Here is a 25,954-nt window from a genome sequence, read left to right on the forward strand (position 1 = left end):
CCCACTCGCTGCGCTCGCGTCTGCGCCATCTGGATGGCCGATGCGGCCAGCGCAGGCTCCGCCAGCTCGGCCTTCTCCTCCGCCGAGCATCGCCGAACCGCCGTGCTTGATGGGGCGGTCCCAGCTTCCCCTCGGCTCCGCGGCCACTCCCTTCGCTCCCGTCCACTCCGCCGAGCATCGCCGAACCGCCCTGTACACATTTACCAATCTGTACAGTGCGGGCATGGGCCAGGCTTCCCCCGTCCGCGACGACCCGGATCTGCAGCGCCTGCTGGGCCTGCCGTTCACCGATTCCGACGAGGTCATCGCCGAAGCTCTCCAACACGTCAGCATCCCGGCGCTGCTGATGTCGCTGGTGCACATGACGGGCGACCTGAGCCTGTTCGACCAGCTGCCCACCCCGGCCATGCTCATCCCGATGGACGTCCAGGGCGCGATGAGCGAGCCGGACAAGGAGACCGTGCGCAAACGCGCACTGGAGATCATCGCCGACTACCGCGACCGGGGCTGCCCGCCGGCGTGGACACCCGACGACAATCAGTTGCAGCAGATGCTGGCTGTGCTGATGGCCGGCGACATCGACGCGAAGTTCCTCGACTACATCGCCGCGGACCTGCGCCTGTCCGACGCCGACCAGTACGGCCCGGAGCTGGCGTCCACCGCCGAGCAGCGCGCCGGATTCCCGGTGCTGATCATCGGCGCGGGGGAGGCCGGCATCGTCGCCGGGGTGCGGCTGCAGGCGGCGGGCATCCCGTTCACCATCGTCGACAAGCAGGACGGCGTCGGTGGTACCTGGCTGGCCAACCACTATCCCGGCTGCCGCGTCGACATCACCAACCAGTACTACACCTACTCGTTCGAACCCACCGACCACTGGACCCACCACTACGCCAAGCAACCGGAGATCCTGCGGTATCTCAACGACGTCACCGACCGGCACGACCTGCGCCCGCATCTGCGGCTCAACACCCGCGTCGAATCCGCGACGTGGGACGATGACGCTGCCCGGTGGAACGTGGAAACCGTTGATGCCCAGGGTAATCACGAAACACTCACCGCGGCGGCGGTGATCTGCGCGGTCGGCCAGTTCGGCAACGCCCAGATTCCCGACATCCCCGGCGCCGCGGACTTCGCCGGCCCGGTCTGCCACACCGCGGCCTGGCGCGACGACTTGGCCCTGGCCGGCAAACGCGTCGCCGTCGTCGGCGCCGGAGCCAGCGGATTCCAGCTGGTCCCGGCTATCGCCGACACCGCAGCCCACGTCGACGTCTACCAACGCACCCCGCAGTGGTTCGCGCCCAACATCGCCTACCACGACGCGATTCCCGACGGCGCCCGCTGGGCGATCCGGCATCTGCCGTTCTACGGTCGCTGGCTGCGACTGCTGTCCTGGTGGCCGCTGGCCGACGGCGGCACCGAAACCGCGCGCATCGACCCCGACTGGGACGACGGCGGGCTGTCCTGCGGCCCGGCCAACCGGGCGTTCCGCGACCTGCTGGTGGCCTGGATCCAGGCGTTTACCAGCGACGCCGACCTGCTGGCCAAGGTCGTTCCCTCCTACCCCCCGATGGGCAAGCGGCTGCTCCAGGACAACGGCACCTGGCTGAAAACCCTGCAGCGCGACGACGTCGAGCTGGTCACCGATCCGATCGCGGCGATCGACGCGACCGGCATACGCACCGCAGACGGGATACACCGCGACGCCGATGTACTGATCTGGGCCACCGGCTTCGATGTCAACCATCAGCTCGGCCCGATCACCATCCGCGGCGTCGACGGCGTGGATCTCGCTGCCGCGTGGGGTGATTCGCCGTATGCGTACCTGGGCGTGACGGTGCCCGGGTTCCCGAACCTGTTCTGCATGTACGGCCCGGGCACCAACGCCGTCAACGGCGCCAGCATCATCTACAACTCCGAATGCCAGATGCGCTACGCCCTGGCCTGTATCGACCTGCTGCTGGCCAGTGGTGCCCGACGGCTGGAACCACGCGCCGACGTCTGCGCGCAGTACACGGACTGGAACTCCGAGCAGCTACGCGGTTTCGTCTACACCCACCCGGCGGTGGTCAGCAGCTACTTCCGCAACTCCGCCGGCGACGTGCCCACCCTGTACGGCGGGCTGATCTCCGACTACTGGCGCCGGACCAGCACCGCCGATGCGGCCGACTACGAATTCCACTGACAATCAACCACATACGATCACAGGAGGACTCATGGCAGGACGGCTCGCCGACAAGGTGGCACTGATCAGCGGCGGCGCCCGCGGCATGGGCGCCTCGCACGCCGAAGCGATGATCGCCGAGGGCGCACAGGTGGTGATCGCCGACCTGCTCGATGACGAGGGCGCCGCTACCGCCGAACGACTCGGCGACGCCGCCCGCTACGTGCACCTGGACGTCACCTCGCCCGAAGATTGGGCGGCCGCCGTGGCCGCCACCGTCGATACATTCGGCAAGCTCAACGTCCTGGTCAACAACGCCGGAATCATCAACGTCGGCACCGTCGAGGACTACGACCTAAACGACTGGCACCGGATCATCGACATCAACCTCACCGGGGTCTTCCTGGGGATGCGGGCGTCGGTGAAGGCGCTGCGCGAGGCGGGCGGCGGATCCATCGTCAACATCTCCTCGATCGAGGGGCTCGGCGGCACCGCCATGACCCACGGCTATACGGCCGCAAAGTTCGGCGTCCGGGGCATCACCAAGTCCGCGGCCTGGGAGCTGGGGCAGTGGGGGATACGGGTCAACTCCGTGCATCCCGGGCTGATTCGCACGCCGATGATCGCCGGGGTGCCCGAGGACATCTTCCAGACGGCGCTCGGCCGGGCCGCCGACCCCGTCGAGGTATCGAACCTGGTGGTCTACCTGGCCAGTGACGAGTCGTCGTACTCGACCGGATCGGAGTTCGTCGTCGACGGCGGCACCGTCGCCGGCCTGGCGCACAAGGACTTCGGCACCCTGGATGCCGGGGACTGGCAGGCCCAGTAGCTCAGGCCGGGAACAGGCGGCGGCCGTTTCGGTACAGCACCCCGGACAGCCAGCGGTCCCCGAGATCCAGGTCGATCAGGGCCTGTATCGCTTCGGAGTAGCGGTAGGGGATGTTGGGGAAGTCGCTGCCGAACACGATCCGGTCGCCCAGCTCCAGCAACCGGGCGCGCTCGGCGTCCGGGAACGGGAACATCGCCTCGGCGAAGCCGGTGAACGCCATGGTGGTGTCCAGATGGACATTCGGGTACTGCTGCGCCAGGTCGAAGAATCCGCCGTACTCGGGCATGCCCATGTGTGCGATCACCAGCCTCAGCGCCGGGTGGCGTTCCAGCACCTGGGCGACCGGCGCCGGACCGGTGTAGGGCCCCGGCTCGGGACCTGATCCGGCGTGGATGATGATCGGGGTGCCGGCGGCCTCCAGTGCCGACCAGACCGGGTCCAGCAGCGGGTCCCGCGGGTCGTAGGCGCCGACCTGGATGTGGGACTTGAAGATTCGTGTCCCGGCGTTCAGCGCGACCGGAACATACCGGGCGGCTTCGGGTTCCGGGTAGAACGTTGCGCTGCGCAGGCAGTCGGGGGTGCGGTCGGCGAACTCCGCGGCCCACGTGTTGAGCCACTGCGCCATGTCCGGCTTGTGCGGATAGACCAGCGAGCTGAAGGTCTGCACCCCGAAGCTGCGCAGCGTCGCCAGCCGCACGTCCTCGTCGTGCCGGTAGGTGATCGGCCACGGGGCGGCCCGCTCGGCGACGCCGTCGAAGTAGTGCCATACCTTGCGCATCACCCGATCGGGCATGAAATGCGTGTGCACATCGACGATGCCCGGAATGCCGAGCTCGTCGATCACCGCATGTATTCGGTCGGCCTCGGCCACCGTGTCGGGGTGGTCGGCGCCGAGCGCGGGGGCGGCGTCGCCGCACACCCTCAGCTGCCCATGATCCGGGCCAGCTGCCGGCGCTGCATCCAGCGTTGTTCGATGGGCCGTTGGGCGTTGCGGTCGACCAGTACCGGGTAGGTGGTCAGGTCGGTGAACTGCAGTCGGCCGGACTGGAATCCGATCATGGCGCTGGCCCGGCGGCCGGACTGCAACTGGTCGGCCAGGTATTCGATGCAGTGCGCGGTCAGGCTGGTGGCGTGGATGCGGTCGAACGGCGACGGGTCGCCGCCCTCCTGGATGTGCCCGAGGATCGCCTGGCGCGCGTCGAACAGCTCACCGCCCTCCTTCTCGAACAGCGAGGTGATGAATCCCGTCGTGTACACCGGATCGGCGCCCTCGCCTCGAATGATCAGGCCCAGCCGTCGTCCGGCGCGGAAGTTCTCCTCCATCGCGTGCACGTCGGCGGTCAGCGTGTCCAGCGTGATGCCCTCCTCGGGCAGATAGATGCGTTCGGCGCCGGCGGCCAGCCCGGACAGCAGCGTCAGGTATCCGGAGTCGCGACCCATGACCTCGACGATGAACACCCGCCGCGTCGCCACCGCAGACTGGCGGATCTTGTCGACGTCGGAGACGATGCTGTTCAGCGCGGTGTCGCTGCCGATGCTGAGTTCTGTTCCTGGGACGTCGTTGTTGATGGTCATCGGCAGACACACGATCGGGATGTCGAGCTCGCGGAACGTGTCGCGGTGCGCGTGCAGCATGTGCGCGGCCTCGTACCCGGTCCAGCCGCCGGCCATCAGCAGCGCGTCGATCCGGTGTGCGGCAATCTGTTCGGCGATCGCCGGAAGGTCCTCGACGCCGGGTACGAAACGGTTGGTGCCGATCTCGGCGCCGCCTTCGGACACCCAGCCGCTGACGTCCATCCAGTTCATCTCGTGGATGTCGCCGCGGCGCAGGCCGCGGAACCCGCGCCGGATGGCCAGCACCGAGTATCCCCGGTCCAGGCCGAGCCGTACCGCCGCGCGCACGGCGGCGTTCATGCCCGGTGCCGGTCCGCCGCCGTGGATGACGCCGATCCGGAACCGGCGCCCGACGGCGGCGGTTCGCCGGGGCGCGGCCTGCTGGATGGTCTGCAGGATCTGGTAGGACTGGTGAAAACTGCCGCTGCGCAACTTCATTGCGCCGTCGAAGTCGCGGGCCTGGATGTGCTCGGAGACCGCGCGGGTGCGTTGCACGCATTCCATCAGCGGTGAGGTCACCACCCGGTTCTCCCGCAGCCCGATCAACTGTGGTTCGGCGTCGGGCGTTTCGTTGAGCAGTTGCTCGACGGCGGCATCCCCGAGCAGGGTGGCCAGGTAGCGGTCGAAGGCGCTCGGTGCCCCGCCGCGTTGCACGTGGCCGAGGATGGTGATCCGCGCGTCCTCGCCGAGTTCGGCCTCCAACAGATTGCGGATCGATTCGGCAGTGATCGGGTTGCCCTCGCGGTCGCAGGCTCCCTCGGCGACGATCACGATGCTCTGCCGGCGACCGATTTCGCGGCCTGCCTTGACGTCTCGGCACATCTGGACGTCCCAGTCGTCCGCCGGCGGCTGTTCGGGCAGGAGCACCCAGTTGGCGGCGGTGGCGATCGAGGCCATCAGGGCGAGATAGCCGCAGTGCCGGCCCATCACTTCCACCACGAAGGTGCGCTGATGGCTGGACGCGGTGCTGCGCAGCGCATCCATGGCCTCGACGATGCGATGCAGGGCGGTGTCCGCGCCGATCGTCATATCGGTGCCGGCCATGTCGTTGTCGATGGAACCGACCAACCCGACCAGCCGCAGCGCCGGGTGCCTGGCGGCCTTTTCGGGGGCCAGTTCCCCGGCCTCCACCAGCTCGGCGAGCAGCTCGGGCCATTCCCGGCGGAAGATGTCGCAGCCGGTGAGGCTGCCGTCGCCGCCGATGGCGACCAGGGCGTCGATGCCGCGGTCGACCATGTTGCGCGCGGCGGCGCGTCGGCCCTCGCGGGTGCGAAATTCTTTGCAGCGGGCAGTGCCGATGACGGTGCCGCCCTTGTGCAGGATGCCGCCGGTTTCGGCGGGTTCCATGGGCCGGATCAGGTCGCCGCCGTAGACCAGGCCGCGCAGTCCCTCGTGGACGGCGTAGGTGACGACGCCGTGATAGGCCGCGGAGCGGACGACGGCGCGCACCGCGGCGTTCATGCCGGGGGCATCGCCACCGCTGGTGAGGACGCCGATGCTGGTCGGTCGCGATGAGGCGGGAGCCGCAGACATGCCGACGAACTTACCGGTGACTCAGCGGCGCAGCAGGGCGATCGGGCCCGGCCCGGTGAACACCAGCAGAAACAGTGCGAAACAGTAGAGCGCCGCGAGTTCACCGTTGTTGAGGATCGGCCAGAATCCGTCGGGGGCGTGCGCGGTGAAGTAGGCAACCGCCATGGTGCCGGAGCCGAGGAACGCCGCGGGGCGGGTGAACAGCCCCAGTGCGACCAACGCCCCGACCACGACCTCGATGACGCCGGCCCACCAGGGGGATCCGGCGGACATGTCCAATGCGGGTCCGGCCGGGTAACCGAAGATCTTCGAGGTGCCGTGGACCAGGAAACCCAGCCCGACGATGATCCGGAAGACGCTCAGCACCACCGGCGCGAATGCGTCGAGGCGATCAGTGAAGGAGTCCGACATGGCCGGGAGGCTACCGCGGATGGCGCGGGTGCGCGGGATCTCCGAGGTTCCACGCATGCTGGATCACGGTTACGCGGCACACCTACCCACAAAGCATTGACATATTGCAATACATGCATGAGTATGGTCGGTGAACCCCACGACAAGAGGAGGCGCCGCGATGACCGACCATGCCGCCGGCACCCAGGTCGTCGACCGCGCCGAATCCGCACATCGGGCCGACGACGGGCACGTGCACGACCACGCCCGGGGGATGATCTTCGGCGAGCGCTCCGAACTGATCTTCGCCGGGCTGTCCGGACTCTTCCTCGGCACCGGGTTCATCCTGGCCACGTTCACCGACAGCCCGCGTGCCGTGGAGATGGCGTTCTACTGGCTGGCCTTCGGCTTCGGCGCCTTCTTCACCGTCCAAGAGGCCTACCGCAGCGTCCGGGCCGGTCGCTTCGAGATCGATTTCCTGATGATCGCCGCCGCCGTCGGCGCGGCGGCGCTCGGCGATGTCGGCGAGGGCGCCCTGCTGCTGTTCCTGTTCGGTGTCGGCCACGCGCTGGAGGGCTACGCGATGGGCCGCGCGCGCCGTGCCATCGAGGCACTCGCGGAGCTGACGCCCAAGACCGCGCTGGTACGCCGGCCCGGCCGCGACGTGACCGCCGAGATACCGATCGAGCAGCTGGCCGTCGGGGATGTCGTCGTGGTACGCCCGCACACCCGCATCGCCGCCGACGGCTTCGTGATCACCGGATTCAGCAGCGTCGACGAGGCCTCGGTGACCGGCGAGAGCATGCCGGTGGACAAGCGGGCCGTCGACGACCCGGCGGCCGCGGCCGCCGCCCCCGAGCAACTGCCCGCCAGTGCCCGGGTCTACGCGGGCACCATCAACGGTGCCGGGGCCCTGGAGATCGAGGCGACCCGGCGCGCCGAGGATTCCACCCTGGCCCGGGTGGTCAAACTGGTGTCGGAGGCCAAGGCCGACACGTCGTCGTCGCAGCGCTTCGCCGAGAAGTTCCAGCGCATCTTCGTGCCCGCGGTGCTGGTCCTGATCGTCGCCCTGCTGTTCGCCGGAGTCGTTGTCGAAGAACCGTTCTCGGCAACGGTATACCGGGCGCTGGCGGTGCTGGTGGCCGCGAGCCCATGTGCGCTGGCCATCGCCACCCCGTCGGCGGTACTCGCAGCGGTCGCCCGTGCGGCCCGCGCGGGCATCCTCATCAAGGGCGGGGCTGCGCTCGAGCAACTCGGCCGGGTGCGGGCGATCGCCTTCGACAAGACCGGCACCCTGACCCGCGGCCGACCGCAGCTGACCGACGTGATCCCCGCCGAAGGCGTCGGCGAGACGCACCTGCTGGCCACCGTCGTGGCCGTGGAGGCGCACAGCGACCACCCGCTGGCCCGTGCGATCACCGAGGACGGCCGGCAGCGGCTGCCGCACACTCTGCTCCCGACCGTCGTGGATGTCCGCGGCGTCATCGGCCGGGGTATCACCGCCGAGGTGGACGGCACGACCGTGCAGATCGGTAGCCGCGCCCTGTTCACGGACGACGGCGTTGCGCTACCCGCCGCGCTGGAAGTCACCGTCGCGGAACTGGAGGCCACCGGGCGCACCACCATGGTGGTCCGGGCCGACGGACGCTGGCTCGGCGCGATCGGCGTGATGGACACCGCGCGACCCGAATCGGCCACCGTCATCGAACAACTCGCGGGCTCGGGGATCCGCGCGACGGTGCTGCTGTCCGGAGACAACCAGCCGGTGGCCGACGCGGTGGCGGCCGAGGTCGGCGTCACGCAGGCGCGCGGCGGGCTGCTGCCCGAGGACAAGGTCACTGCGATCGACGAGCTGCGGGGACGGTTCGGCCGCGTCGCCATGGTCGGCGACGGCGTCAACGACGCCCCCGCGCTGGCCCGCGCCGACGTCGGGATCGCCATGGGCGCAGCGGGTTCGGCCGTCGCGCTGGAGACCGCCGACGTCGCACTGATGGCCGACGACCTGCGTGCGCTGCCGTTCGCCGTGCAGATCGGCCGTCGTTCCAATCGGGTGATGGTGCAGAACCTGCTGGTCAGCCTGGGCATCATCGCGATCCTGATCCCGGCGACGATCCTGGGCTTGGGCATCGGTCCGGCCGTGATCGTGCACGAGGGATCGACCCTGCTGGTGGTGTTCAACGCCCTGCGGCTGCTGGCGGTGCGCCCCCGGACCTGAACCGCCTAGTGCAGCAACCCGGCCCTGCGGGCGTCGAATCGAAGCTCGTCGCGGTGGTCGGGGTGGGCGATCGCGATCAACCGCTTCGCCCGCTCGCACAGGCTGGCGCCGCGCAGCTCGGCCACCCCGTATTCGGTCACGACGTGGTCGACGGTGTTTTTCAAGGTGGTGACCACGCTGCCGGAGGTCAGGGTCGCGCGGATGCGCCCGATGCCCTTGCTGGTGGTCGAGTGCAACACCAGAAACGCCTGGCCGTTCTCGGAATACATTGCACCGCGGGCGAAGTCGGCTTGACCACCCGAGGAGGACCAGTACCGGCCGGCGATGGTCTCGCTGGCCGCCTGACCCATCAGGTCGACCTCGGTGGTGGCGTTGATCGACACGAAGTTGGGTTCCTCGGCGATGATCCGCGGGTCGTTGACCCAGTCCACCGCCGACATCCCGACGGCGGCGTTGCGGTGCAGCCAGCGCAACAGCTCCGGGGATCCGATGGCGAACGTCGCCACATGCTTGTTGCGGTGGTGGTGCTTGCGGGTGCCGGTCGCCGCGCCGGATTCCACTAGCTTCATCAGGCCGTCGGCCATCACCTCGGTGTGGATGCCCAGGTCGTGGTGGCTGTGGAGCGAGCCCAGCAGCGCGTCGGGCACCGACCCGATGCCGACCTGGATGCACGAGCCGTCGGCGATGCGCTCGGCGACCAGCGCGGCGATGGCCTGGTCGGTGGGCGACGGGTCGCGGTGGATGTGCTCGGGGAACGACGCATCGGTCTGGATCCAGCCGGCCACCTGGCTGTGGTGAATCATGTTGCCGCCATAGGTGAACGGCATGTCCGGGGTGACCTCGAGGAAGAACGGGACGTTGCCGATGAAGGTGGCGGTGTAGTCGGCGTTGGTACCGAGGCTGAAATAGCCGTGCTCGTCGGGACCCGCGGCGCGCGCCAGCACCAGATCCGGCTTGACCCGACGGAGAATCAGCGGCATCTCGGAGAAATGGTTGGGCACCAGGTCGCAGGTGCCCTCCCAGAAAGCCCTGCGGGATCCGGGCCCCAGGTAGTAGCCGACGTGGCGGAGCCGGTCGCCGAACTCGCCGCGGATGTAGCGGTGCTCGCCGAGGGGGTCCATCTGGTGGATGCGCACCCCGGTGAACCGGTCCGCGTTGTCCTCGAGCGCCCGGATCAGCGTCGGCGGCTCGCCGAGGGCCAGTGGGACCACCAGCTGACTGCCGTCGGAGACGAAGTTCAGGACGTCCTCGGGGACCCCGGGAGCCGGGGTCGACGCGGGTACTGACATGCGGAGGAGCTCCTATCGGCATGGGTGCACTCGGTGCGGCGGTCCACTGTGACACAGCCGCGGCGGGCCGCGGGCCGGGATAGGCACAGTCGCGCATCCTTGACACCCCCCGAGAGCAGCTGCTAAGCAAGTGCTCAGCAGCTGGCGTCCGGGAGTGCCCGGCGAAAGGATTGAGTGGCAGTGACCAACACCATCGACATCGATTCCACCGTCGAAAGCTCGGGCATCATCCCGGTCTTCAACCCGTCCAACGAGGAGCAGATCGCCGAGGTGCCCGATTCGGATCGGGCGACCGTCGACGCGGCCGTGGCCCGGGCCCGGGAGACCTTCGAGTCGGGCGTGTGGCGCAAGCTGCCCGCCCAGCACCGCGCCGAGGTGATGTTCCGCGCCGCAGAGATCATCAAGGAGCGCACCGCGGAGCTGGCCGAGATCGAGGCCCGCGACAACGGCATGAACGCGATGGCCGCCCAGCAGATCATCAAGGTCGCCAACGAGATGCTGATCTACTACGCCGGATGGGTCGGAAAGATCCACGGCGAGTCGGCGAACCTCATCTCCGACGGCCTGCTCGGCCACTACGAGGAGTACCACACCTTCACCCAGCTGGAGCCGGTCGGCGTCGTCGGCCTGATCATCCCGTGGAACGGCCCGTTCTTCGTCGCGATGCTCAAGGTCGCACCCGCACTGGCCGCCGGCTGCAGCGCGGTGCTCAAGCCCGCCGAGGAGACCCCGCTGTCGGCGCTGAAGTTGGAGGAGATCTTCCGCGAGGCCGGACTGCCCGACGGGGTGCTCAACGTGATCACCGGCTACGGGGAGACCACCGGCGCGCTGCTGACCGCCCACCCCGACGTCGACAAGATCGCGTTCACCGGATCGACCGAGGTCGGCCGATTGATCGTCAAGGCCGCCGCCGGCAACCTCAAACGACTCACCCTCGAACTCGGCGGCAAGTCGCCGCTGATCATGTTCGACGACGCCAACCTGGACAAGGCCATCATGGGCGCCGGAATGGGCCTGCTGGCCGGGTCCGGACAGAACTGTTCCTGCACGTCACGCATGTATGTGCAGCGCGGAATCTACGACCGCGTGGTAGAGGGACTGGCCGCGTTCGCCCAGATGCTGCCGATGGGCGGCTACGAGGACCCCACCTCCGTGCTCGGCCCGCTGATCAGTGAGAAGCAGCGCACCCGCGTCGAGGGCATCGTCAGCGACGGGGTGGCCGGCGGCGCGGAGATCATCACCGGCGGCAAGCGGATGAATCGCCCGGGGTACTTCTACGAGGCGACCATCGTCACCAACACCACGCCGGATATGCGGCTGATCCGCGAGGAGATCTTCGGGCCGGTCGGCTGCGTCATCCCCTTCGACGAAGAGGAAGAGGCCATCGCCGCGGCCAACGACACCGAGTACGGGCTGGCCGGCTCGATCTGGACGGAGAACCTCTCCCGAGCGCACCGGGTCGCCAATGCGCTTCGCGGCGGCCAGATCTGGGTGAACACCGCACTCGCCGCCGACCCGTCCATGCCGATCTGCGGGCACAAGCAGTCCGGCTGGGGCGGTGAGCGCGGCAAGAAGGGCCTCGAGGCCTACTTCAACACCAAGTCGGTGTACATCGGCCTAACCTGAGCGGGTGAAGGTCCACCTGCAGGTCGACTCCGCCCCGCAGCGCGTCGCCGGGCACGCCGCTGCCATCGCCGCGTCAGGGGTCGACGGCCTGTTCACCTTCGAGGGCCAGCACGACGTCTTCCTGCCGCTAGTGGTGGCCGCCGGCGCCACACCCGGCATGGACCTGATGACCAACGTGGCGATCGCCGGTCCACGCAGCCCACTGCACCTGGCGCACGCGGCGTGGGATCTGCAGGTCTACAGCGGCGGCCGCTTCCGCCTGGGCCTCGGTTCCCAGATCCAGCCGCACATCGAAAAGCGTTACGGCGCAACGTGGGACAAGCCGGCGGCGAAGATGGCCGAAACCGTGTCGGCGATCAAGGCGATCCTGGACGCCTGGGAGGGGAAGTCCCGGCTGAGTTTTCGCGGTGAGTACTTCACCCACACCCTGATGCCGCCGAACTTCAACCCCGGCCCGAACCCGTTCGGGCCGCCGCCGGTGCTGATGGGTGCATTGGGCCCGGTGATGACCCGCACCGCCGCCGAGGTGGCCGACGGATTGCTGGTCATGCCCTTCAACAGCGACCGGCACTTCGCCGAGCGCACCCTGCCGGCGATCGCCGAGGGACTGCACCGCGGCGGACGGCGGGCCGGCGAATTCCCGCTCGTCGTCCAGGTGATGGTCGCGATGGGCCGCACCGGCGCGGAGCAGGCCGCGGCTCGGGCGGCGGTCTCCGGGTTGATCGCCTTCTACGGTTCGACACCGGCGTACCGGCCGGTGTTGGAGGTCGAGGGCTGGGCCGACGCCCAACCCGAACTCAACGCCCTGTCCAAGGTCGGCGACGTCGACCGGATGCGCGCACTAATCAGCGACGACATGGTGGCCAGAATCGGGGTGACCGGTACACCGGAGGAGTGCGCCGCGGAGATCGGCCGTCGCTACGGCGCGCACGCGGGGGAGGTCTGCTGCTATTTCCCCGGCTACCGCCCGCCCGCGGACCAGATCGCCGCGCTGACCGCCGCGCTGCACGACCTACCGGCGCGGCCGTGACCGATCTGGAGGTCGACGTCGCCGACGGCGTCGCGATCCTCACCCTCAACCGGCCCGAGCAGCGCAACGCCTACACCCGCGCGATGGGCGAGGCGCTGAGCGCGGCCTACCGCGCCTGCGACGAGGACGACGGCGTGCGCGCGATCGTGCTCACCGGGGCCGGTGATGCGTTCTGCGCCGGGGCGGATCTGGTCGCGGACCCGTTCGACGCCACGGATGGGGCCTTCACCGCATCGCCCATCGACCCGGCGGCCTTCAACCTGCGCACCCCGGTGATCGCCGCCGTCAACGGTCACGCCATCGGCATCGGATTGACCATCGCACTGCAGGCCGACATGCGGATCATGGCCGCCGACGCGAAGTACGCCGTCGCCCAGGCGCGCCGCGGGGTCATCGGCGACTGCACCTCGCACTGGACGCTGCCGCACATCGCGGGCGTCTCGGTGGCCGCCGAGCTGCTGCTCACCGGCCGCACCTTCGACGGGCACGAGGCCGTGACACTGGGCCTGGCCTCGAAATGCCTGCCCGCCGGTGAGGTCCTCGATCACGCCGTCGCACTGGCCACCGACATCGCCGTCAACGTCGCGCCGATGTCGGCCGCGTTGAGCAAACGACTCCTGTGGGACACGGTGAGCAGGGGTTACAGCCCGCGGGAGGTGGCCGAATTGGAGACCGAGCTGCATCACCGGCTGTTGGGCGGTCCCGACGCCGCCGAGGGGGTCGCGGCATTCCGGGAGCGCCGCGCACCCCGGTGGACCGGCTCGCCGGCACGGGACTGGGAGCCCCTGCCGTGACGGTCTGGGCTAAACTTTGGATGGCTAACTTCCTACGACCGGGGTGGGGTTTCGTATGACCTTGATCAACATCGCCAAGCTGGCCGTCGCGGGCGCACTCGTCGGTTCCGCCGTCGGCCTCGCCGCGGGCGTCGCCACCGCGGACCCGTGGGGCAATCCCGATCCCGTCGCACCGGCCAATGCGCCGCGCAAGCCCGCCGATACCTTCCTGAACGAGCCCGTCGTGTGGTGGTGGGGACCGTCCGGCGGCCACTGGGGCGTCTGGATCAACGGCCAGTTCCTGACGCTTACATAGTCGAGTCGCGATGTAACGGTTACGCTCACCGATTGTGAGCGCAACCCCCGTCGTTCCCACCGGTTGGGACGAGATCGACCCGAACTGGATGACCGCCGCGCTGGCGGCCCGCAACCCCGGCGTCCGGGTGGACACCGTCACGGTGCTGATGCGCGACGACGGCACCAACCGCCGCGCCCGGCTCGGCCTCACCTACCGCGACGGCGACGGTCCTACAACGGTTTTCGTCAAGGGTGTCGATCCCGACCACCGCGAGCTGATCAAGATGACCAGCGGGCTGTTCCACGAACCGCGGCTGTTCGCCGCCGACATCGAGCTGCCGCTGGAGCACCCGGTGGTCTACGCCAGCGTGATCGACGAGGACGCCGAAGACTTCCTGCTGGTGATGGAGGATCTCACCGCCCGCGATGCCGATCCCCGCGATGCGCTGCGCCCGTTGACCGTCGAGCAGGCCGCCGCCGGAGTGCGCGGGCTGGCCCGGCTGCACGGAAAGTACTGGGGCGAGCGGCTTTCCGCTCCCGAGCTGGACTGGGTCGAGCCGTTCGAGCCGTGGGACGGTATGCAGTGGGCGCCGCTGCCGGCCGCCCAGCAGCGGTTGTCCGCCGACACCCCGGCGGAAGTCCTCACCATGGGCATCGACCGGCTGGTCGAAGGTATCTGGAAGCCGTATATCCGCAGCCTCACCCGCAACCCGCAGACCCTGCTGCACGGGGACCCGCACATCGGCAACACCTACGTGCTGCCCGACGGGCGGGTGGGCTTCCTGGACTGGCAGGTACTGCGCCGCGGCAACTGGTCACTGGACCTCGGCTACTTCCTGCAGGGGGCGCTGACCGTCGAGGACCGCCGGGCCCACGAGCGCGAGCTGCTGGCCGTCTACCGCGACGGGCTCGGCCTGCCCGCCGACGAGTTACCCGGCGCCGACGAGATCTGGCTGCACTACCGGGCCTCGGTGGCCCACGGCCTGTGCACCTGGCTGGCCACGGCCAGCGCGGGGGAGCTGTGGCAGCGCCCGGACATCGCGCTCGAGCTGGCCCAGCGCTATTCGATGGCATACGGCGATCTGGATACCGCTGCCGCGATCGCGGAGATCGGTTGATCGGCCGATAGACCGCGCCGAGGCGCCGGGGTGAAGATAGCGCGGGGGCACGAAAAGGAACGTCACAGCGGTCCGGCAACTGCTGGTAGCCTGGCTAACAGATTCTCCGTCGGTTCCGATAGGAGTAGTGACACGTGACATTGCAGTCACGTGACACCACATGACATAGGACAGAACAACCGCGCCATCAGAGGGGTAGCACCATGAAGAAGACTGTTTTCACCGCCTGTGCCGCGCTGACGATCGGCAGTTTCCTGGCACCGGCGCTGGCCTCGGCCTCCCCGGACGTCGACGCGATCGCCAACTCCACCTGCACCTATCCGCAGGTCATCGCCGCGGTCAACGCCGAGGCGCCGGAGACCGCCGCGGAGCTCAACAGCAGCCCGCTGGTCAACATGTGGCTGCAAGGCCTGATGGCCGCGTCGCCCGATGAGCGCCGGGCCAAGATCGCCGAGGTGTCTGGCTACCCGCAGATGCAGCAGTACGCGCCGGTCATCAACCAGGTCGCCTACTCCTGCAACAACTACTGATCGGAAACCCGGGCACGACGGCTGAATCCGGCCGTCAGCGCCCCACCCTGATCACCCCGTGCGCGCCGCGCTCGGCGTCGATCATCGAGTGCGAGACGAACGGGTAGTTACCGGGCTCGGGAAGACTCAGCTCGACGAACCCGCCCTGGGCGGGGAACAGCCCCAGGGTCTGCGCGCCTCCGGCGCCCGGCCGCAGCCGGTAGGCGCCCTCGGCCCACACCGTGTCGAACTGTCCGCCGACCACGTGGAACGACGTGCCCCGGTTCGGGCCGGCGGCCAGCACCCAGATCCGCACCCGCTCGCCCACCCTCGCGGTCAGCGGCGCATGGTCGTACTGCTGCGCGTAGCCGTTGAACACCACCAGGTCGGGGCGGTCGGCCAGCACCTTGTCGGCGTCGGCCTCGCCGTTCTGCGGCCCGAGGTACAGCTCGGACTGGACCGCGATGTACTCGTGGTCCACCCGGGGCAGATCCAGCGGATCGATGACGACGGCGCCGAACATACCGTTGGCGATGTGCAGCGACATCGGCATCGTCGAGCAGTGGTAGAGCCAGATCCCGGCCCGGGTGGCGGTGAACCGGTAGACCAACCGCTGGCCGGGCTCGATGGTCCGCATCGGCACGTCTGGGGCCAGCGCGCCGGCGTGGAAGTCGATGGAATGCCCGATGCTGCCGTCGTTGACCAGGGTGATCTCGAAGGTGTCGCCGATCCGCCCGTGCAGCGTCGGGCCCGGCGCGGTCCCACCGAACGTCCACAACCGCTGGGTGATCCCGGGTGACACTGCGAGGTCGGTGTCGGCGGCGATCAGCGTCAGCCGGTGCACCGGACCGGTGGCGGCGGGCAGCCGGGGATCTCGGGCGACGAAATCCGGGCCCGGTGCGCTGCCCAGGCTGCGCACGATATCGGCAGCACCGAGGGCCGGCTGCGACGCCGGATCGTGGTGGTGGCCCGCACCGCCGGCGGGCTGGGAGCCCGCGGCGCGCACCTTCAGCGTCATGCCCATCTGCCGGTGACCGGCCACCGAGCACCAGCCGTCAAGGTCGGATCCGATGATTCCGGCGTCGAGCACCGCGGTCTCTCCGGGTGCGACGCGCTGGGTCCGGGTGCCGTTGGCCAGCACCAGGTCATGGCGGTCGACACCGGTGTTGACCAGGGTGATCCGGAGCCGGTCGCCGGCGTTGACGTCGATGACGTCGGGCACATACCGCATGCCCTCCACACGCACCGTCGCCTCGACGGTGTGTCCGGTAGCCGTCACCGCGACATTCGGTACGGTGGCGATCCCGACGGCAGCCGGATCGACAGCCACCGCCCCGGCGGTGGTCAACACCACCACCGCCAGCCCGGCCGCGGCCGACCCGAGGCGCTGGGCCGCGGGGGCGGCCTGCAGCGGTCCCTTCTTCGACGGCACGCCGCGGTTGCGCAGGCACACCCGGACGGACCGAGCCAGCAGGATCAGGAAGGCGACGTAGGCCACCAGCACCAGCACGGATGCGGCTACCCGGACCAGGCTGGGCACCGGAAGAACGCACAGCAGCAGCGCGGCGTTGGCCACCGACAGCCGCCACGGGGCACCGCGCTCCAGGACGGCGATGCCGGCGAGCATCGACGCCCGGCCGCCGATCATCACCGGCACCAGATAGGCCAGCGAGCCGAACAGCACCTGCGCCAGGAATCCGGCCAGCAGCGCCGGTGCCGCCGCCGAGGTGACGTCCACGACGGACAACCAGTCGGGCGCGGTGAGCAGGCCCACGGCCAGATAGGCCAGCGACCCCAATAACCAACCGACACCGCACAGCACCGAGAGCGTGGGGAAGTCGGCCGGGTGCTTGCGCCGGATCTCGTCCAGGTGCGGCCACAGCAGGTACCCGGCGGCCGAGAGGAAGACCAGCGCACCGATCCCGACAACCGCCGATACTCCGGTCAGCGCTCCAGCGACCGCGATCAGCAGCGCCCCCACCAGTCCCGGCAGTGCCCGCCGCGCATGTCGCTCGACACCTTCGGCGATCCGGGTGCGCAGCATCGTCGGCCAGAAGGTGATCAGCGTGCCCAGCACCGTCAGCGCAATCCAGCCGAACAGGTTCAGCACCGCGTGCGCAGTCCGGAACCGCTCGTCGAGAATCCCGGGCAACGCCGAATTCGCCATCACCACACCGAGTCCGGCGCCCAGCAGCAGGGTCAGCGCTGCGGCGACGTAGTAGTACACGGTGATGGTGAACCGGGCGGTTCGGCGAGGTTCGGTGGAGGTGACGCGAGCGGAGCCAGTGTCGGCGGAGCCGAGGGGAAGCCGGGACCGCCCGCGACCAACCCGGGCGGGCAATGAGATCAGCAAGGCCCGGGTCAGATCGACGGCGTGCAGCCCAACGGCGATGGCGGCCAGTGCACCCCCGGCCGCGACGACCGACCACCGATCGACCACCATCCCGGTGATCACGGCAACCGCGCCGATATTGAACACCGCGAGTCCGATGACCTGACCCGGGAACGGCGGGCCGGCCTTGCGACGCAGCAGGGCGTCGGTGAAGTGCCGGCTCCAGATCAGAATCGCGTTGCTCGCCGCCCCCAGGCCCAGCAGATGCACCAGCAGCCAGCCGGCCAGCGGCACGAACCGGTGTGCCAGCGCCACCGCCACCACCGCCAGCAACCAGGCGAAGACCACCGATCCCGCCCGCAGATGCCACGACCCCCGGTTCATGACGGTGTCCGTCCTGCCGAGCGGCGGGAACCGCGCACCACCGCGATCACGGCGATCACGATGAATCCCAGGATCGCCACGATGTTGAGCACCCCACCGGCCCGTACGGCGTACTCGACGTCACGGGCGTCGCCGACGGCCACCCGCAGCAGCAGCGAGGCGTGCAGCAGCACTACCGGGGCATACATCCACGGGGTGTACGGCAGCGGCCGCCGAACCACGGCGGGCAGGATGACCGGCGCGTGCGCCATGATCATCGACATCACGAAACCGAGCATGACGGCGTGCACGACGGCGTCGTACCCACGGCCGGCCGGCACCGGGCCGACCAGCAACCACAGCGTCGCGGGGACCAGGAGCCAGCCGTAGCCGGCCAGCAGGCACACCGCCATATAGCGCGGTAACCCGTTGCTGCGCACCGTCCGTCGCGCCACGTCGTGCCAGGCCAGCCAGCCGGTCATCGCCAGCAGCGAGCCACCGAGCAGGACGTAACCGGGACCGGGCCACAGCAGCGCGGCCGGCGCACCGGCGGCCAGGGCGACGGCGGTGGCGGCCAGCACCGATTGGGTGCGGGGGCTCATCATGACGACCCGGGCCAGTTCCAGGCGCTCGCCGGCGATGGTCAGGATCAGGAAACCCGAGAGCCACGGAATCAGCTGTGGCACCGGGAGATCGGCCCACCACAGCAGCGCCGCGCCGACCGCGAGCACCGCCCCCGCGGCCTGAATCAACACGGCCAGATCCGCGCTGCGACGCCACAGCACGACATAGAGGCCCAACAGCGCGGCGGTTCCGAGCACCAGCAACGGGTCGGACACCGAACGCGGTACCGGTGAGATGAGCGCCAACGCACCGGCACCCAGCGCGGCCGGCGCCAGATAGCCCGCCGGGCGTGCTGCCGCTACGGCACGTTCCAGGGACACCACGGTGCCGACGAAGCCGAGCACCAGCAGTACACCGTGCACCTCGGAGATCCGGGTGATCTGTACCGGAGCTGGCAGCCCCAACAGCATCAGCGCGGCGTCCAGGCCCGCCAGCAGCGCCAGGGCACCCGGAATCAGCAGCAGGGACCGCGCCGGCAGCGCGACGTCACTCATCGCGCGTCCCGCCCGGGATGTCCGGGTCCGGCAGAAACAGCCGGCAGGCGCCCGGTTCGGCGAAGGCGATCAGGTCCAGCCCGGGTCCGGTCCTGGCGCCGAGCGCGTCCAGCATGCCTTCGACGAGCCCGAGGTGCACCTGGCAGACGACGGTGGGGTAGCGGCGGGCGGCGTCGAGCAGCGGGCAGGTGCGCAAAGCGATCCCGGGCTCGTCGCCGCCGGCACATGGCTGCGGGCCGAAACCGAGCCGGGCGAGGATCTCGATCACCCGGGTGTGTGGATCCGGGTTGCCGTCGTCGCCGGAGCCGACCAGCTCGCGGCCCCAGTCGATGCCCGCGGCGCGCGCATCGGCTTCCGGGTGGGCGCTGGTGCGGGCCAGGTGGCCGGCCAGTGCGGTGGCCAGGCCGGCGTAGTCCTGGGCGCCGATGGCCGGATCGGCCGGTGCCGGCTGGTAGAGGGTGGCGGGGCGCCCCCGCCCGGCGGGTGCCTCGGTGGTGGTGTCGACGAGTCCGGCCTGCGCCAGTTCGTCGAGGTGCTCGCGCACGGTGTTGACGTGCAGGCCCAGTCCGGTGGCGACCTCGCTGACCCGCGCGGGCGCATGCCCGCGGATGAAGTCGAGAACGGCCAGCCGTTGGCGGGACAGCGGCGGATAACCCGCCGCAGGCGGGGTCGGCCGCGGTCCCAGTCGCACCCGCCCTTTATTCACGGAATAAACCGTAGTAAATTGAGGGCCGGTTCGCAAAACCCTCGACAACAGGAGCCCGGCATGTCTCTCGATGGCGTCATCGTCTCGTCCACCGCCGCCGACGCGGAAGCCGTCGACAACATCAAGAACCACCACGCCCAGCTGGCCGGCAGCCTCGACACCCTGGCCGAGTCGGTGCTGTCCGCGGCCGACCGGGGCACCGAGATCGACCTCGCCTGGTCGGCGCTGGTGGAGTTCCTGACCGGCGAACTCCTCCCGCACGCCGCGGCCGAGGAGGACCGGCTGTACCCGGCCGCGGCCCGCACCGAACGCGCCCGGCCCCTGATCGAGTCGATGATCGCCGCGCACCGGGTGATCGCGACGCTGGTCGAGCGGATCCGGCGGGAACGCTCTCCGGTCCGGGCCGCCGCCGAGGTGGAGGCGCTGCGGGTGGTCTTCAACGCCCATCTGGAAGACGAGAACGAGCGGATCCTGCCGATCGTCGCCGCCGATCCCGAGGTGTCGCTGGCGGAGGTGACCGAGGGCATGCACGAACTGCTCGGCGGCGGGGGTGGTTGCTGCGGCGGCCATGACCACGGCCATGATCACGGCCACGCCGCGGCGGAGGGCCCCGGTGAACCGCATGTCTGCGCCTGCGGCGAGCACGACCACGAGGATCCGGTGCTCGACGTCCGCGAGGTTCCCCATGCCATTCGGCACGCCACCGTTTTCGGTGCGTTCGACGCAGTTCCCGAAGGCGGTGCGCTGGTGCTGATCGCCCCGCACGACCCGATCCCGTTGCTGCATCAGCTCGGCGACCGTTCCGGCGGGCGGATCGCCGTCGACTACGAGCAGCGCGGGCCGGACGCTTGGCGGTTGCGGCTGATCAAACTCTGAAGCCGGGTCCCGGGACGCGTTGTCCCGGGACCGCCGACGCAGCGAGCTGCCGTCGGGCAGGATGGCCCAATGAACGACAGCGACACCGCCGACTACGTGGTGGTCGGGGCGGGCTCGGCCGGATCGATCGTCGCGTCGCGGCTGGCCGCGGCGGGCGCTGACGTCGTCCTGCTGGAAGCCGGCGGCACCGACCGTCGGCCCGACGTCCGGATTCCGGCCGGTGTGGTCGCGCTGTACATGACGGCGAACTGGAAGCACCTGTGCGCACCCGATCCGACCAAGGGCGGCGCCGTCGACCGATTCGCCGGCGGCCGCATCGTCGGCGGCAGCGGCTCCATCAACGCGATGGTCTACGTGCGTGGACGCGCCGGTGACTACGACGGCTGGGCCGAATCCGGCGCCGCCGGTTGGTCCTACGACGACGTTCTGCCGCACTTCAAGGCAATCGAGAGCTGGGTGGACGGCGCCGATGAGTACCGCGGCGGCGCCGGCCCGATCCCGGTGTCCTGGTGCGGCCACCGCCACCAGATCGACGAGGCGTTCATCGAGGCGGCCGTGCAGGCCGGGCATGAGCGCAACCCCGACCAGAACGGCCGCACGCAGGTCGGGGTATCGCGGACCCAGTTCAACCAGCGCCGGGGACTGCGGGTCTCCTCGGCCCGCGGCTACCTGCGGTCCGCGCCTCGGGACCGCCGTCCGCGTCTGCTGACCCGCACGACGGTGTCACGGCTGCTGGTGGAGAACGGACGCGCGGTCGGCGTCGAATGCCGGGGCCGCCGGATCCGCGCCCGCTACGAAGTGATCCTGTGCGCGGGCGCGATCGGTTCACCGGCGCTGCTGCTGAAATCGGGCATCGGTCCCTCGGGGACGACGCTGAACCTGCCGGGTGTCGGGGCGAACTTCCAGGACCACCTGGTGGCCGGTCAGGTCTGGGAATCGAAGGTGCCCACGCCCAATACCCTCGGTCCGATCGGCGCGCTGCAAGGTGTCGGTTCCCTGCTGGCCCGGGGCGACGGCCTGCTGACCCTGTCCCCGTTCGAGGCACAGATATTCACCGATGATTTCCAGATCGCCGTGGGCCCAATGCATTACGAGCTCAACTCGGCCACCGGACGGACCGGGATCGAGCGGGTGAACGGCTTCACCGTGTACACCGTGTTGATGCATCCGCGAGGCCGCGGGCACGTCAGGCTGCGCAGCGGCGCTCCGCTGGTGGAGTTCGAGCGCCTCGGTGACGACGACGACGTCGAACGGCTATTGAAGGGCACCCGGCAGGCGCGCGAGATCGTCGAGGGCACACCGGCCATGCGGGCGGTGGCCGGCGCCCACCGCACCCGCGGCGAACAGGACCGCAGTTGGCTCGCCGGGCGGGAGACCAGCATCTACCACGCCGTCGGAACCTGCCGGATGGGCGTCGACGACACGGCGGTGGTGGACCCGGAGCTGAGGGTGCACGGCGTGGCCGGACTGCGCGTCATCGACGCCTCGGTGATGCCGACCCTGACATCGGGAAACACCAACGCGCCCACCATGATGATCGCGCACCGCGGCGCGGACCTGGTGCTCTCAGATTGAGCGCAGCGCCTCACCCATCCGGGCGACGGCTTCGGTGAGGATCTGCGGACTGGTGGCGAAGTTGAGCCGGACATGGCCGGCGCCACCGACGCCGAACGACTCCCCGGGACTCAGCGCCACTTTCGCCCGGTCGCCGAAGAATGCCCCCGGCGTGCCCGCGGACGCCGGGATCCCGAGACCGCGGCAGTCCAGCCAGGCGAGGTAGGTGCCCTCCGGCTGCCGATAGCCGACGCCGGGAAGATGCTCGCCCAGCAGATCGGCCAGCAGCGCGCGGCTGGCGACCAGATCGGCAAGCAGCAGATCGAGCCAGTCACCGCCGTCACGGAAGGCCGCGGTATGTGCGATCACGCCGAAATGGCTGGCGCCGTGGCTGATCTGCATCGGTATCCGAGCCAGGTCTGCCGCCGCGGCCGGCCCGGCGACCACCACCGCGGCCTTGATCCCGGCGAGGTTCCACCCCTTGGATGCGGACATCACCGAGAATCCGGTCTCAGATCCGTCGACGGATAGGTATGGGGTGAAGGGCGCCTCGGGGAAGACGACGGGAGCGTGAATCTCGTCGGCGATCACCCGTACACCGTGGCGACCGGCCAGTGCCGCCACCGCCTCAAGTTCGCCGCGCGTGTGCACCACCCCGGTCGGATTGTGCGGATTACAGAGCAGGAAAACCGGATTGGCACACATCGCGCGCGCCCGCCCGAACGCTTCGTCCAGCGCGTCCAGGTCTAGCCGGCCGTCGTCGCGCAGCGGCACCTCGACGATGCGCCGACCCGCGTAGCCGACGTAGGCGAAGAACGGGGGATAGGCCGGGACGCAGAGGACCACGACGTCCCCGGGCTCGGACACCAGGTGCAGCAGGGTGGCGATGCCGTTCATCACGTCTGGCACCGCCGTGGTGCGCCCGACCGACAGGTCCGTCCAGTTCCATCTCGCCGCCGCGAAGGCCGCGAGCGCCTCGGCGTACCCGGTTCCGGCGGCGTAACCGGTGTCACCGAGCGCGACCGCTTCGGCGAGTGCGGCGGCCACCGGCGGCGCCAGCGGAACGTCCATCTCCGCCACCCACAGCGGCAGCACGTCGTCGGGGTAGACGCGCCATTTCGCGCTGGTCCGGCGGCGCAGTTCGGCGAGCGTCAGTGTGGTCAGCGGCGTATCGGCGGCCATCGGCCCAGCCTATGCGGCGGGCCGCCGCGAGCCCGGCATCGCGTCGCGGCGCATTGGGGGGTGACCCGCGGAGATCACCGGCCCGGGATAATAGGGAGGTTCAGCGAGACTCGACGCAGCCGAGGTGAAGCTGGGACCACCGGGAAACGGAAGGTTCCGAACAACCGCAATGGAGGGGAAAGCGTGTGACGGTCGTCGCCCTGTACCTGATGATCACCTTCGGCCTCGGCGGTGTCGCCCTGGCGTTGCGGTTGCCTCCGCTGGTGGGATTTCTGGCGGCCGGGTTCGTCATCAACGCCCTGCACCTGGACAAGGTGCTGGAGGTGGTGGCCGGGCTCGGTGTGACGCTGCTGCTGTTCGCCATCGGCCTCAAGCTCGACGTCCGGATCCTGCTGCGCCGCGAGGTGTGGCTGACCACCTCCGTGCACCTGGTGATCAGCGTCGTGCTGGGCAGTATCGCGCTCTGGCTCGCGGCGGTGGTCGGTGTCTCGATGCTTTCTGGTCAGAGCGTGCGGACCATAGTCCTACTGGCATTCGCGCTGTCGTTCTCCAGCACCGTGTTCGTCGTCAAGGTGCTGGAGGAGCGCGGCGAATCCCACGCCCTCTACGGCCGCGTCGCGATCGGCGTCCTGGTGATGCAGGACATCGTCGCCGTGGTGTTCCTGACGGCGACCAGCGGGCACCTGCCCAGTGTGTGGGCGCTCACGCTGGTGGCGTTGTGGCCGATCACCCGGGCGCTCCGCAAGATCTGGGGGCAGCTGGGCCACGGCGAGATGCAGTCGCTGTTCGGCATTGTGATGGCGTTCGTCCCCGGCTACGCGTGGTTCTCCGTCGTCGGTCTCAAGGGCGATCTCGGTGCCCTGGTGGTCGGCGTGCTGCTGGCATCGCACCCGGCCGCCACCGAGCTCGCGCGCTCGCTGTTTCACATCAAGGAACTGCTGCTGGTCGGGTTCTTCGTGTCGATCGGGCTGACCGGCCTGCCCGACCTGCCGACCGTCGGGGTGGCCGTGCTCATGGTGGCGCTGCTGCCGTTCAAGGCAGGCTGGTACGTGGTACTGCTGGCCATGATGAAACTGCGATATCGCACAGCGATACTGGCCGGGCTGAGCCTGATGAACTACTCCGAGTTCGGTCTGATCGTGGTGTCGGTCGGTGTGTCGGTCGGGCTGCTGACCCAGGCGTGGCTGGTGGAGATCTCCATCGCGGTGGCGCTCAGCTTCGTGGTGTCCGCACTGGTCAACGGCCGCGGGCACCTGATGGTGGAGAAGATCGCGGCCCGGCTACCCGCCCAGGACGAGACCAAACTGCAGCCCGAGGAACGCCCGGCCGACGCCGGCGACGCCGAGGTGGTGGTGATCGGCATGGGCCGGGTCGGATTCGCCGCCTACCAGCGGATGACCGAGCACTACGGCCTGAAGGTCCTCGGCGTCGACTACGACGGGCCCCGGATCGCCCGGCTTTCCGCCAAGGGTGTGCACATCGTGGAGGGTGACGCCACCGACCTGGATTTCTGGAATCGCCTGCGCCGCTCGGACTCGGTACGAGTCGCGGTGCTGGCCATGCCGCGCAACGTCGGTGCGCTGGAGTCGTTGCGGGAGTCCGGGTTCAGCGGGGAGGTCGCCGCGGTGCTCCGCTACGAGGACGAGGTGGCGTGGGCCAAGGACCACGGGGTCGACATCGCCTTCAACGTGTACACCGGTGCGGGACTGGAACTCGCCGATCAGATCAGCGGCGATATCGCGCGCGGGTCCATCGGATCCGACAACGCCTCGCCGGGCTGAGCCGTCACGCGTCGCCCGGGTGGGCGGCGTCGTATCCGGCGGTGAGCCAGTACACTGCGCGGTCCAGCGTGGTGAGAATGTCGGTGACGGCGATCTCCCCGGTGGCATAGCGACCGAGCAGTCCGTACGCCAGCCCGGCGATGATGTTGTCGAGGTCGGCCACGAAGTTCTCGTCGATGCCGCTGAGCAGTTCGCGACCGGCCGGTGCCACGGCGTCGATGCCCCGGCGCAGCAACCGCTGCCCGCCCGGCGCCGAGCGTGCCCGGAAGAACGCCGTCAGCATCTCTGGATGCCGTTCCCACGGCTCGAAGATCGTTCGCAGCAGCCGCATGTAGGCGGTGTGCAGTGATTCGCCCGGTCGGCGGGGGGCGATCGTGATCCCGGCATAGCGGTGCTCGTCGGTCCAGGCTTGCAGGGCCGCGAGGATCAGCTCGTCGCGCGTGGGGTAGCGCTTGTAGATGGTGGCCAACGACGTGCGGGCGCGGCGCGCCACCTCCCGCAGCTGCACCGCGTCGTAACCCTCGTTCTCCAGCATCCCGACCACGATCGCCAGCACCGGATCCCGATTCGGCACAACCGGTTCCGCGTCGTCACCGGGAACTGCGACCACTGGAGAGGACCTTTCTGCTCACCCTTGCCACCATCTGGTAACGACGTT

21 protein-coding genes are annotated in these 25,954 nt (G+C 69.5%); 12 read left to right on the forward strand and 9 right to left on the reverse strand.

Features of this window, described 5'->3' with window-relative positions:
* The first annotated feature begins 223 nt into the window (after positions 1-223).
* The gene (locus G6N16_RS13145) at positions 224-2,182 is read left to right on the forward strand and encodes a flavin-containing monooxygenase (protein WP_083030960.1); all 1,959 of its coding nucleotides are present in this window, start codon (positions 224-226) and stop codon (positions 2,180-2,182) included.
* A gap of 31 nt (positions 2,183-2,213) precedes the next feature.
* Positions 2,214-2,990: a glucose 1-dehydrogenase gene (locus G6N16_RS13150; RefSeq protein WP_083030959.1), complete on the forward strand. Its 777-nt coding sequence runs from the start codon at positions 2,214-2,216 to the stop codon at positions 2,988-2,990.
* 1 nt (position 2,991) lies between these two features.
* Here G6N16_RS13150 and G6N16_RS13155 read toward each other — a convergent pair whose 3' ends face one another.
* The 3 genes from G6N16_RS13155 to G6N16_RS13165 are packed head-to-tail and all read right to left on the reverse strand — an operon-like array spanning position 2,992 to position 6,605.
* Positions 2,992-3,915 carry an amidohydrolase family protein gene (locus G6N16_RS13155; RefSeq protein ID WP_407663692.1) on the reverse strand — a complete coding sequence of 308 codons (924 nt, stop codon included), beginning with the start codon at positions 3,913-3,915 and terminating at the stop codon, positions 2,992-2,994.
* On the reverse strand, positions 3,912-6,137 hold the full coding sequence (locus tag G6N16_RS13160) for a 6-phosphofructokinase (RefSeq protein WP_083030958.1): 2,226 nt from the start codon (positions 6,135-6,137) through the stop codon (positions 3,912-3,914). The genes G6N16_RS13155 and G6N16_RS13160 overlap by 4 nt, the downstream gene beginning before the upstream one ends.
* A gap of 21 nt (positions 6,138-6,158) precedes the next feature.
* Complete coding sequence (locus tag G6N16_RS13165) at positions 6,159-6,605, reverse strand: DoxX family protein (RefSeq protein ID WP_407663646.1); 447 nt, start codon at positions 6,603-6,605, stop codon at positions 6,159-6,161.
* A 103-nt stretch (positions 6,606-6,708) separates the two neighbouring features.
* On the opposite strand from G6N16_RS13165, the gene G6N16_RS13170 reads away from it, so the two are divergent.
* Positions 6,709-8,742 carry a heavy metal translocating P-type ATPase gene (locus tag G6N16_RS13170; RefSeq protein WP_083030956.1) on the forward strand — a complete coding sequence of 678 codons (2,034 nt, stop codon included), beginning with the start codon at positions 6,709-6,711 and terminating at the stop codon, positions 8,740-8,742.
* Positions 8,743-8,747: 5 nt separating this feature from the next.
* Here G6N16_RS13170 and G6N16_RS13175 read toward each other — a convergent pair whose 3' ends face one another.
* Positions 8,748-10,031: an acetyl-CoA hydrolase/transferase family protein gene (locus G6N16_RS13175; protein ID WP_083030955.1), complete on the reverse strand. Its 1,284-nt coding sequence runs from the start codon at positions 10,029-10,031 to the stop codon at positions 8,748-8,750.
* Positions 10,032-10,211: 180 nt separating this feature from the next.
* Between G6N16_RS13175 and G6N16_RS13180 the strand changes: the two genes are divergently transcribed.
* The 6 genes from G6N16_RS13180 (at position 10,212) to G6N16_RS13205 (ending at position 15,405) form a co-directional block, all read left to right on the forward strand.
* Positions 10,212-11,657, forward strand: a complete 1,446-nt coding sequence (locus G6N16_RS13180) for an aldehyde dehydrogenase family protein (RefSeq protein ID WP_083030954.1) — start codon at positions 10,212-10,214, stop codon at positions 11,655-11,657.
* Between the two features lie 4 nt (positions 11,658-11,661).
* Positions 11,662-12,687, forward strand: coding sequence for a TIGR03617 family F420-dependent LLM class oxidoreductase (locus G6N16_RS13185; RefSeq protein WP_083030953.1), 1,026 nt, complete (start codon positions 11,662-11,664; stop codon positions 12,685-12,687).
* Complete coding sequence (locus tag G6N16_RS13190; protein ID WP_083030952.1) at positions 12,684-13,481, forward strand: enoyl-CoA hydratase/isomerase family protein; 798 nt, start codon at positions 12,684-12,686, stop codon at positions 13,479-13,481. Before G6N16_RS13185 ends, G6N16_RS13190 begins: the two co-directional genes overlap by 4 nt.
* Positions 13,482-13,536: 55 nt before the next feature.
* The gene (locus G6N16_RS13195; protein ID WP_083030951.1) at positions 13,537-13,776 is read left to right on the forward strand and encodes a hypothetical protein; all 240 of its coding nucleotides are present in this window, start codon (positions 13,537-13,539) and stop codon (positions 13,774-13,776) included.
* Between the two features lie 88 nt (positions 13,777-13,864).
* Positions 13,865-14,875, forward strand: a complete 1,011-nt coding sequence (locus tag G6N16_RS13200) for a phosphotransferase (RefSeq protein ID WP_083031000.1) — start codon at positions 13,865-13,867, stop codon at positions 14,873-14,875.
* A gap of 203 nt (positions 14,876-15,078) precedes the next feature.
* Positions 15,079-15,405 carry a hemophore-related protein gene (locus G6N16_RS13205; RefSeq protein ID WP_083030950.1) on the forward strand — a complete coding sequence of 109 codons (327 nt, stop codon included), beginning with the start codon at positions 15,079-15,081 and terminating at the stop codon, positions 15,403-15,405.
* Positions 15,406-15,439: 34 nt separating this feature from the next.
* Here G6N16_RS13205 and G6N16_RS13210 read toward each other — a convergent pair whose 3' ends face one another.
* Genes G6N16_RS13210 through G6N16_RS13220 form a run of 3 tightly spaced genes read right to left on the reverse strand, consistent with a single transcriptional unit; the run spans position 15,440 to position 19,903 of the window.
* Complete coding sequence (locus tag G6N16_RS13210; RefSeq protein ID WP_083030948.1) at positions 15,440-18,100, reverse strand: multicopper oxidase domain-containing protein; 2,661 nt, start codon at positions 18,098-18,100, stop codon at positions 15,440-15,442.
* Complete coding sequence (locus tag G6N16_RS13215) at positions 18,097-19,197, reverse strand: DUF8744 domain-containing protein (RefSeq protein WP_083030947.1); 1,101 nt, start codon at positions 19,195-19,197, stop codon at positions 18,097-18,099. Before G6N16_RS13215 ends, G6N16_RS13210 begins: the two co-directional genes overlap by 4 nt.
* Positions 19,190-19,903: a helix-turn-helix transcriptional regulator gene (locus G6N16_RS13220; protein ID WP_083030945.1), complete on the reverse strand. Its 714-nt coding sequence runs from the start codon at positions 19,901-19,903 to the stop codon at positions 19,190-19,192. Before G6N16_RS13220 ends, G6N16_RS13215 begins: the two co-directional genes overlap by 8 nt.
* Positions 19,904-19,963: 60 nt before the next feature.
* Between G6N16_RS13220 and G6N16_RS13225 the strand changes: the two genes are divergently transcribed.
* Positions 19,964-20,779: a DUF2249 domain-containing protein gene (locus tag G6N16_RS13225; protein ID WP_083030943.1), complete on the forward strand. Its 816-nt coding sequence runs from the start codon at positions 19,964-19,966 to the stop codon at positions 20,777-20,779.
* A 69-nt stretch (positions 20,780-20,848) separates the two neighbouring features.
* Complete coding sequence (locus G6N16_RS13230; protein ID WP_083030942.1) at positions 20,849-22,354, forward strand: GMC family oxidoreductase; 1,506 nt, start codon at positions 20,849-20,851, stop codon at positions 22,352-22,354.
* Here G6N16_RS13230 and G6N16_RS13235 read toward each other — a convergent pair.
* A complete protein-coding gene (locus G6N16_RS13235) occupies positions 22,346-23,515 on the reverse strand; it encodes a MalY/PatB family protein (protein WP_083030940.1) in 1,170 nt (389 codons plus the stop codon). The two genes, G6N16_RS13230 and G6N16_RS13235, sit on opposite strands and share 9 nt — an antisense overlap.
* A gap of 185 nt (positions 23,516-23,700) precedes the next feature.
* On the opposite strand from G6N16_RS13235, the gene G6N16_RS13240 reads away from it, so the two are divergent.
* Positions 23,701-25,296: a cation:proton antiporter domain-containing protein gene (locus G6N16_RS13240; protein ID WP_083030938.1), complete on the forward strand. Its 1,596-nt coding sequence runs from the start codon at positions 23,701-23,703 to the stop codon at positions 25,294-25,296.
* A gap of 4 nt (positions 25,297-25,300) precedes the next feature.
* Here the strand turns inward: G6N16_RS13240 and G6N16_RS13245 are convergent, their stop codons facing one another.
* Positions 25,301-25,831: a TetR/AcrR family transcriptional regulator gene (locus G6N16_RS13245; protein WP_083030998.1), complete on the reverse strand. Its 531-nt coding sequence runs from the start codon at positions 25,829-25,831 to the stop codon at positions 25,301-25,303.
* Positions 25,832-25,954 lie beyond the last annotated feature (123 nt).

It is taken from the genome of Mycolicibacterium insubricum (assembly GCF_010731615.1).
GTDB lineage: Bacteria > Actinomycetota > Actinomycetes > Mycobacteriales > Mycobacteriaceae > Mycobacterium > Mycobacterium insubricum.

Bases quoted from the DNA above. Each gene is read 5' to 3' on its own strand.
- G6N16_RS13225 (WP_083030943.1), top strand. From the start codon at position 19,964: ATGTCTCTCGATGGCGTCATCGTCTCGTCCACCGCCGCCGACGCGGAA.
- G6N16_RS13245 (WP_083030998.1), bottom strand. From the start codon at position 25,831: ATGCTGGAGAACGAGGGTTACGACGCGGTGCAGCTGCGGGAGGTGGCG.
- G6N16_RS13175 (WP_083030955.1), bottom strand. From the start codon at position 10,031: ATGTCAGTACCCGCGTCGACCCCGGCTCCCGGGGTCCCCGAGGACGTC.
- G6N16_RS13170 (WP_083030956.1), top strand. From the start codon at position 6,709: ATGACCGACCATGCCGCCGGCACCCAGGTCGTCGACCGCGCCGAATCC.
- G6N16_RS13230 (WP_083030942.1), top strand. From the start codon at position 20,849: ATGAACGACAGCGACACCGCCGACTACGTGGTGGTCGGGGCGGGCTCG.
- G6N16_RS13205 (WP_083030950.1), top strand. From the start codon at position 15,079: ATGAAGAAGACTGTTTTCACCGCCTGTGCCGCGCTGACGATCGGCAGT.
- G6N16_RS13150 (WP_083030959.1), top strand. From the start codon at position 2,214: ATGGCAGGACGGCTCGCCGACAAGGTGGCACTGATCAGCGGCGGCGCC.
- G6N16_RS13235 (WP_083030940.1), bottom strand. From the start codon at position 23,515: ATGGCCGCCGATACGCCGCTGACCACACTGACGCTCGCCGAACTGCGC.
- G6N16_RS13165 (WP_407663646.1), bottom strand. From the start codon at position 6,605: ATGCGTGGAACCTCGGAGATCCCGCGCACCCGCGCCATCCGCGGTAGC.
- G6N16_RS13195 (WP_083030951.1), top strand. From the start codon at position 13,537: ATGACCTTGATCAACATCGCCAAGCTGGCCGTCGCGGGCGCACTCGTC.
- G6N16_RS13215 (WP_083030947.1), bottom strand. From the start codon at position 19,197: ATGAGTGACGTCGCGCTGCCGGCGCGGTCCCTGCTGCTGATTCCGGGT.
- G6N16_RS13145 (WP_083030960.1), top strand. From the start codon at position 224: ATGGGCCAGGCTTCCCCCGTCCGCGACGACCCGGATCTGCAGCGCCTG.
- G6N16_RS13160 (WP_083030958.1), bottom strand. From the start codon at position 6,137: ATGTCTGCGGCTCCCGCCTCATCGCGACCGACCAGCATCGGCGTCCTC.
- G6N16_RS13210 (WP_083030948.1), bottom strand. From the start codon at position 18,100: ATGAACCGGGGGTCGTGGCATCTGCGGGCGGGATCGGTGGTCTTCGCC.
- G6N16_RS13200 (WP_083031000.1), top strand. From the start codon at position 13,865: ATGACCGCCGCGCTGGCGGCCCGCAACCCCGGCGTCCGGGTGGACACC.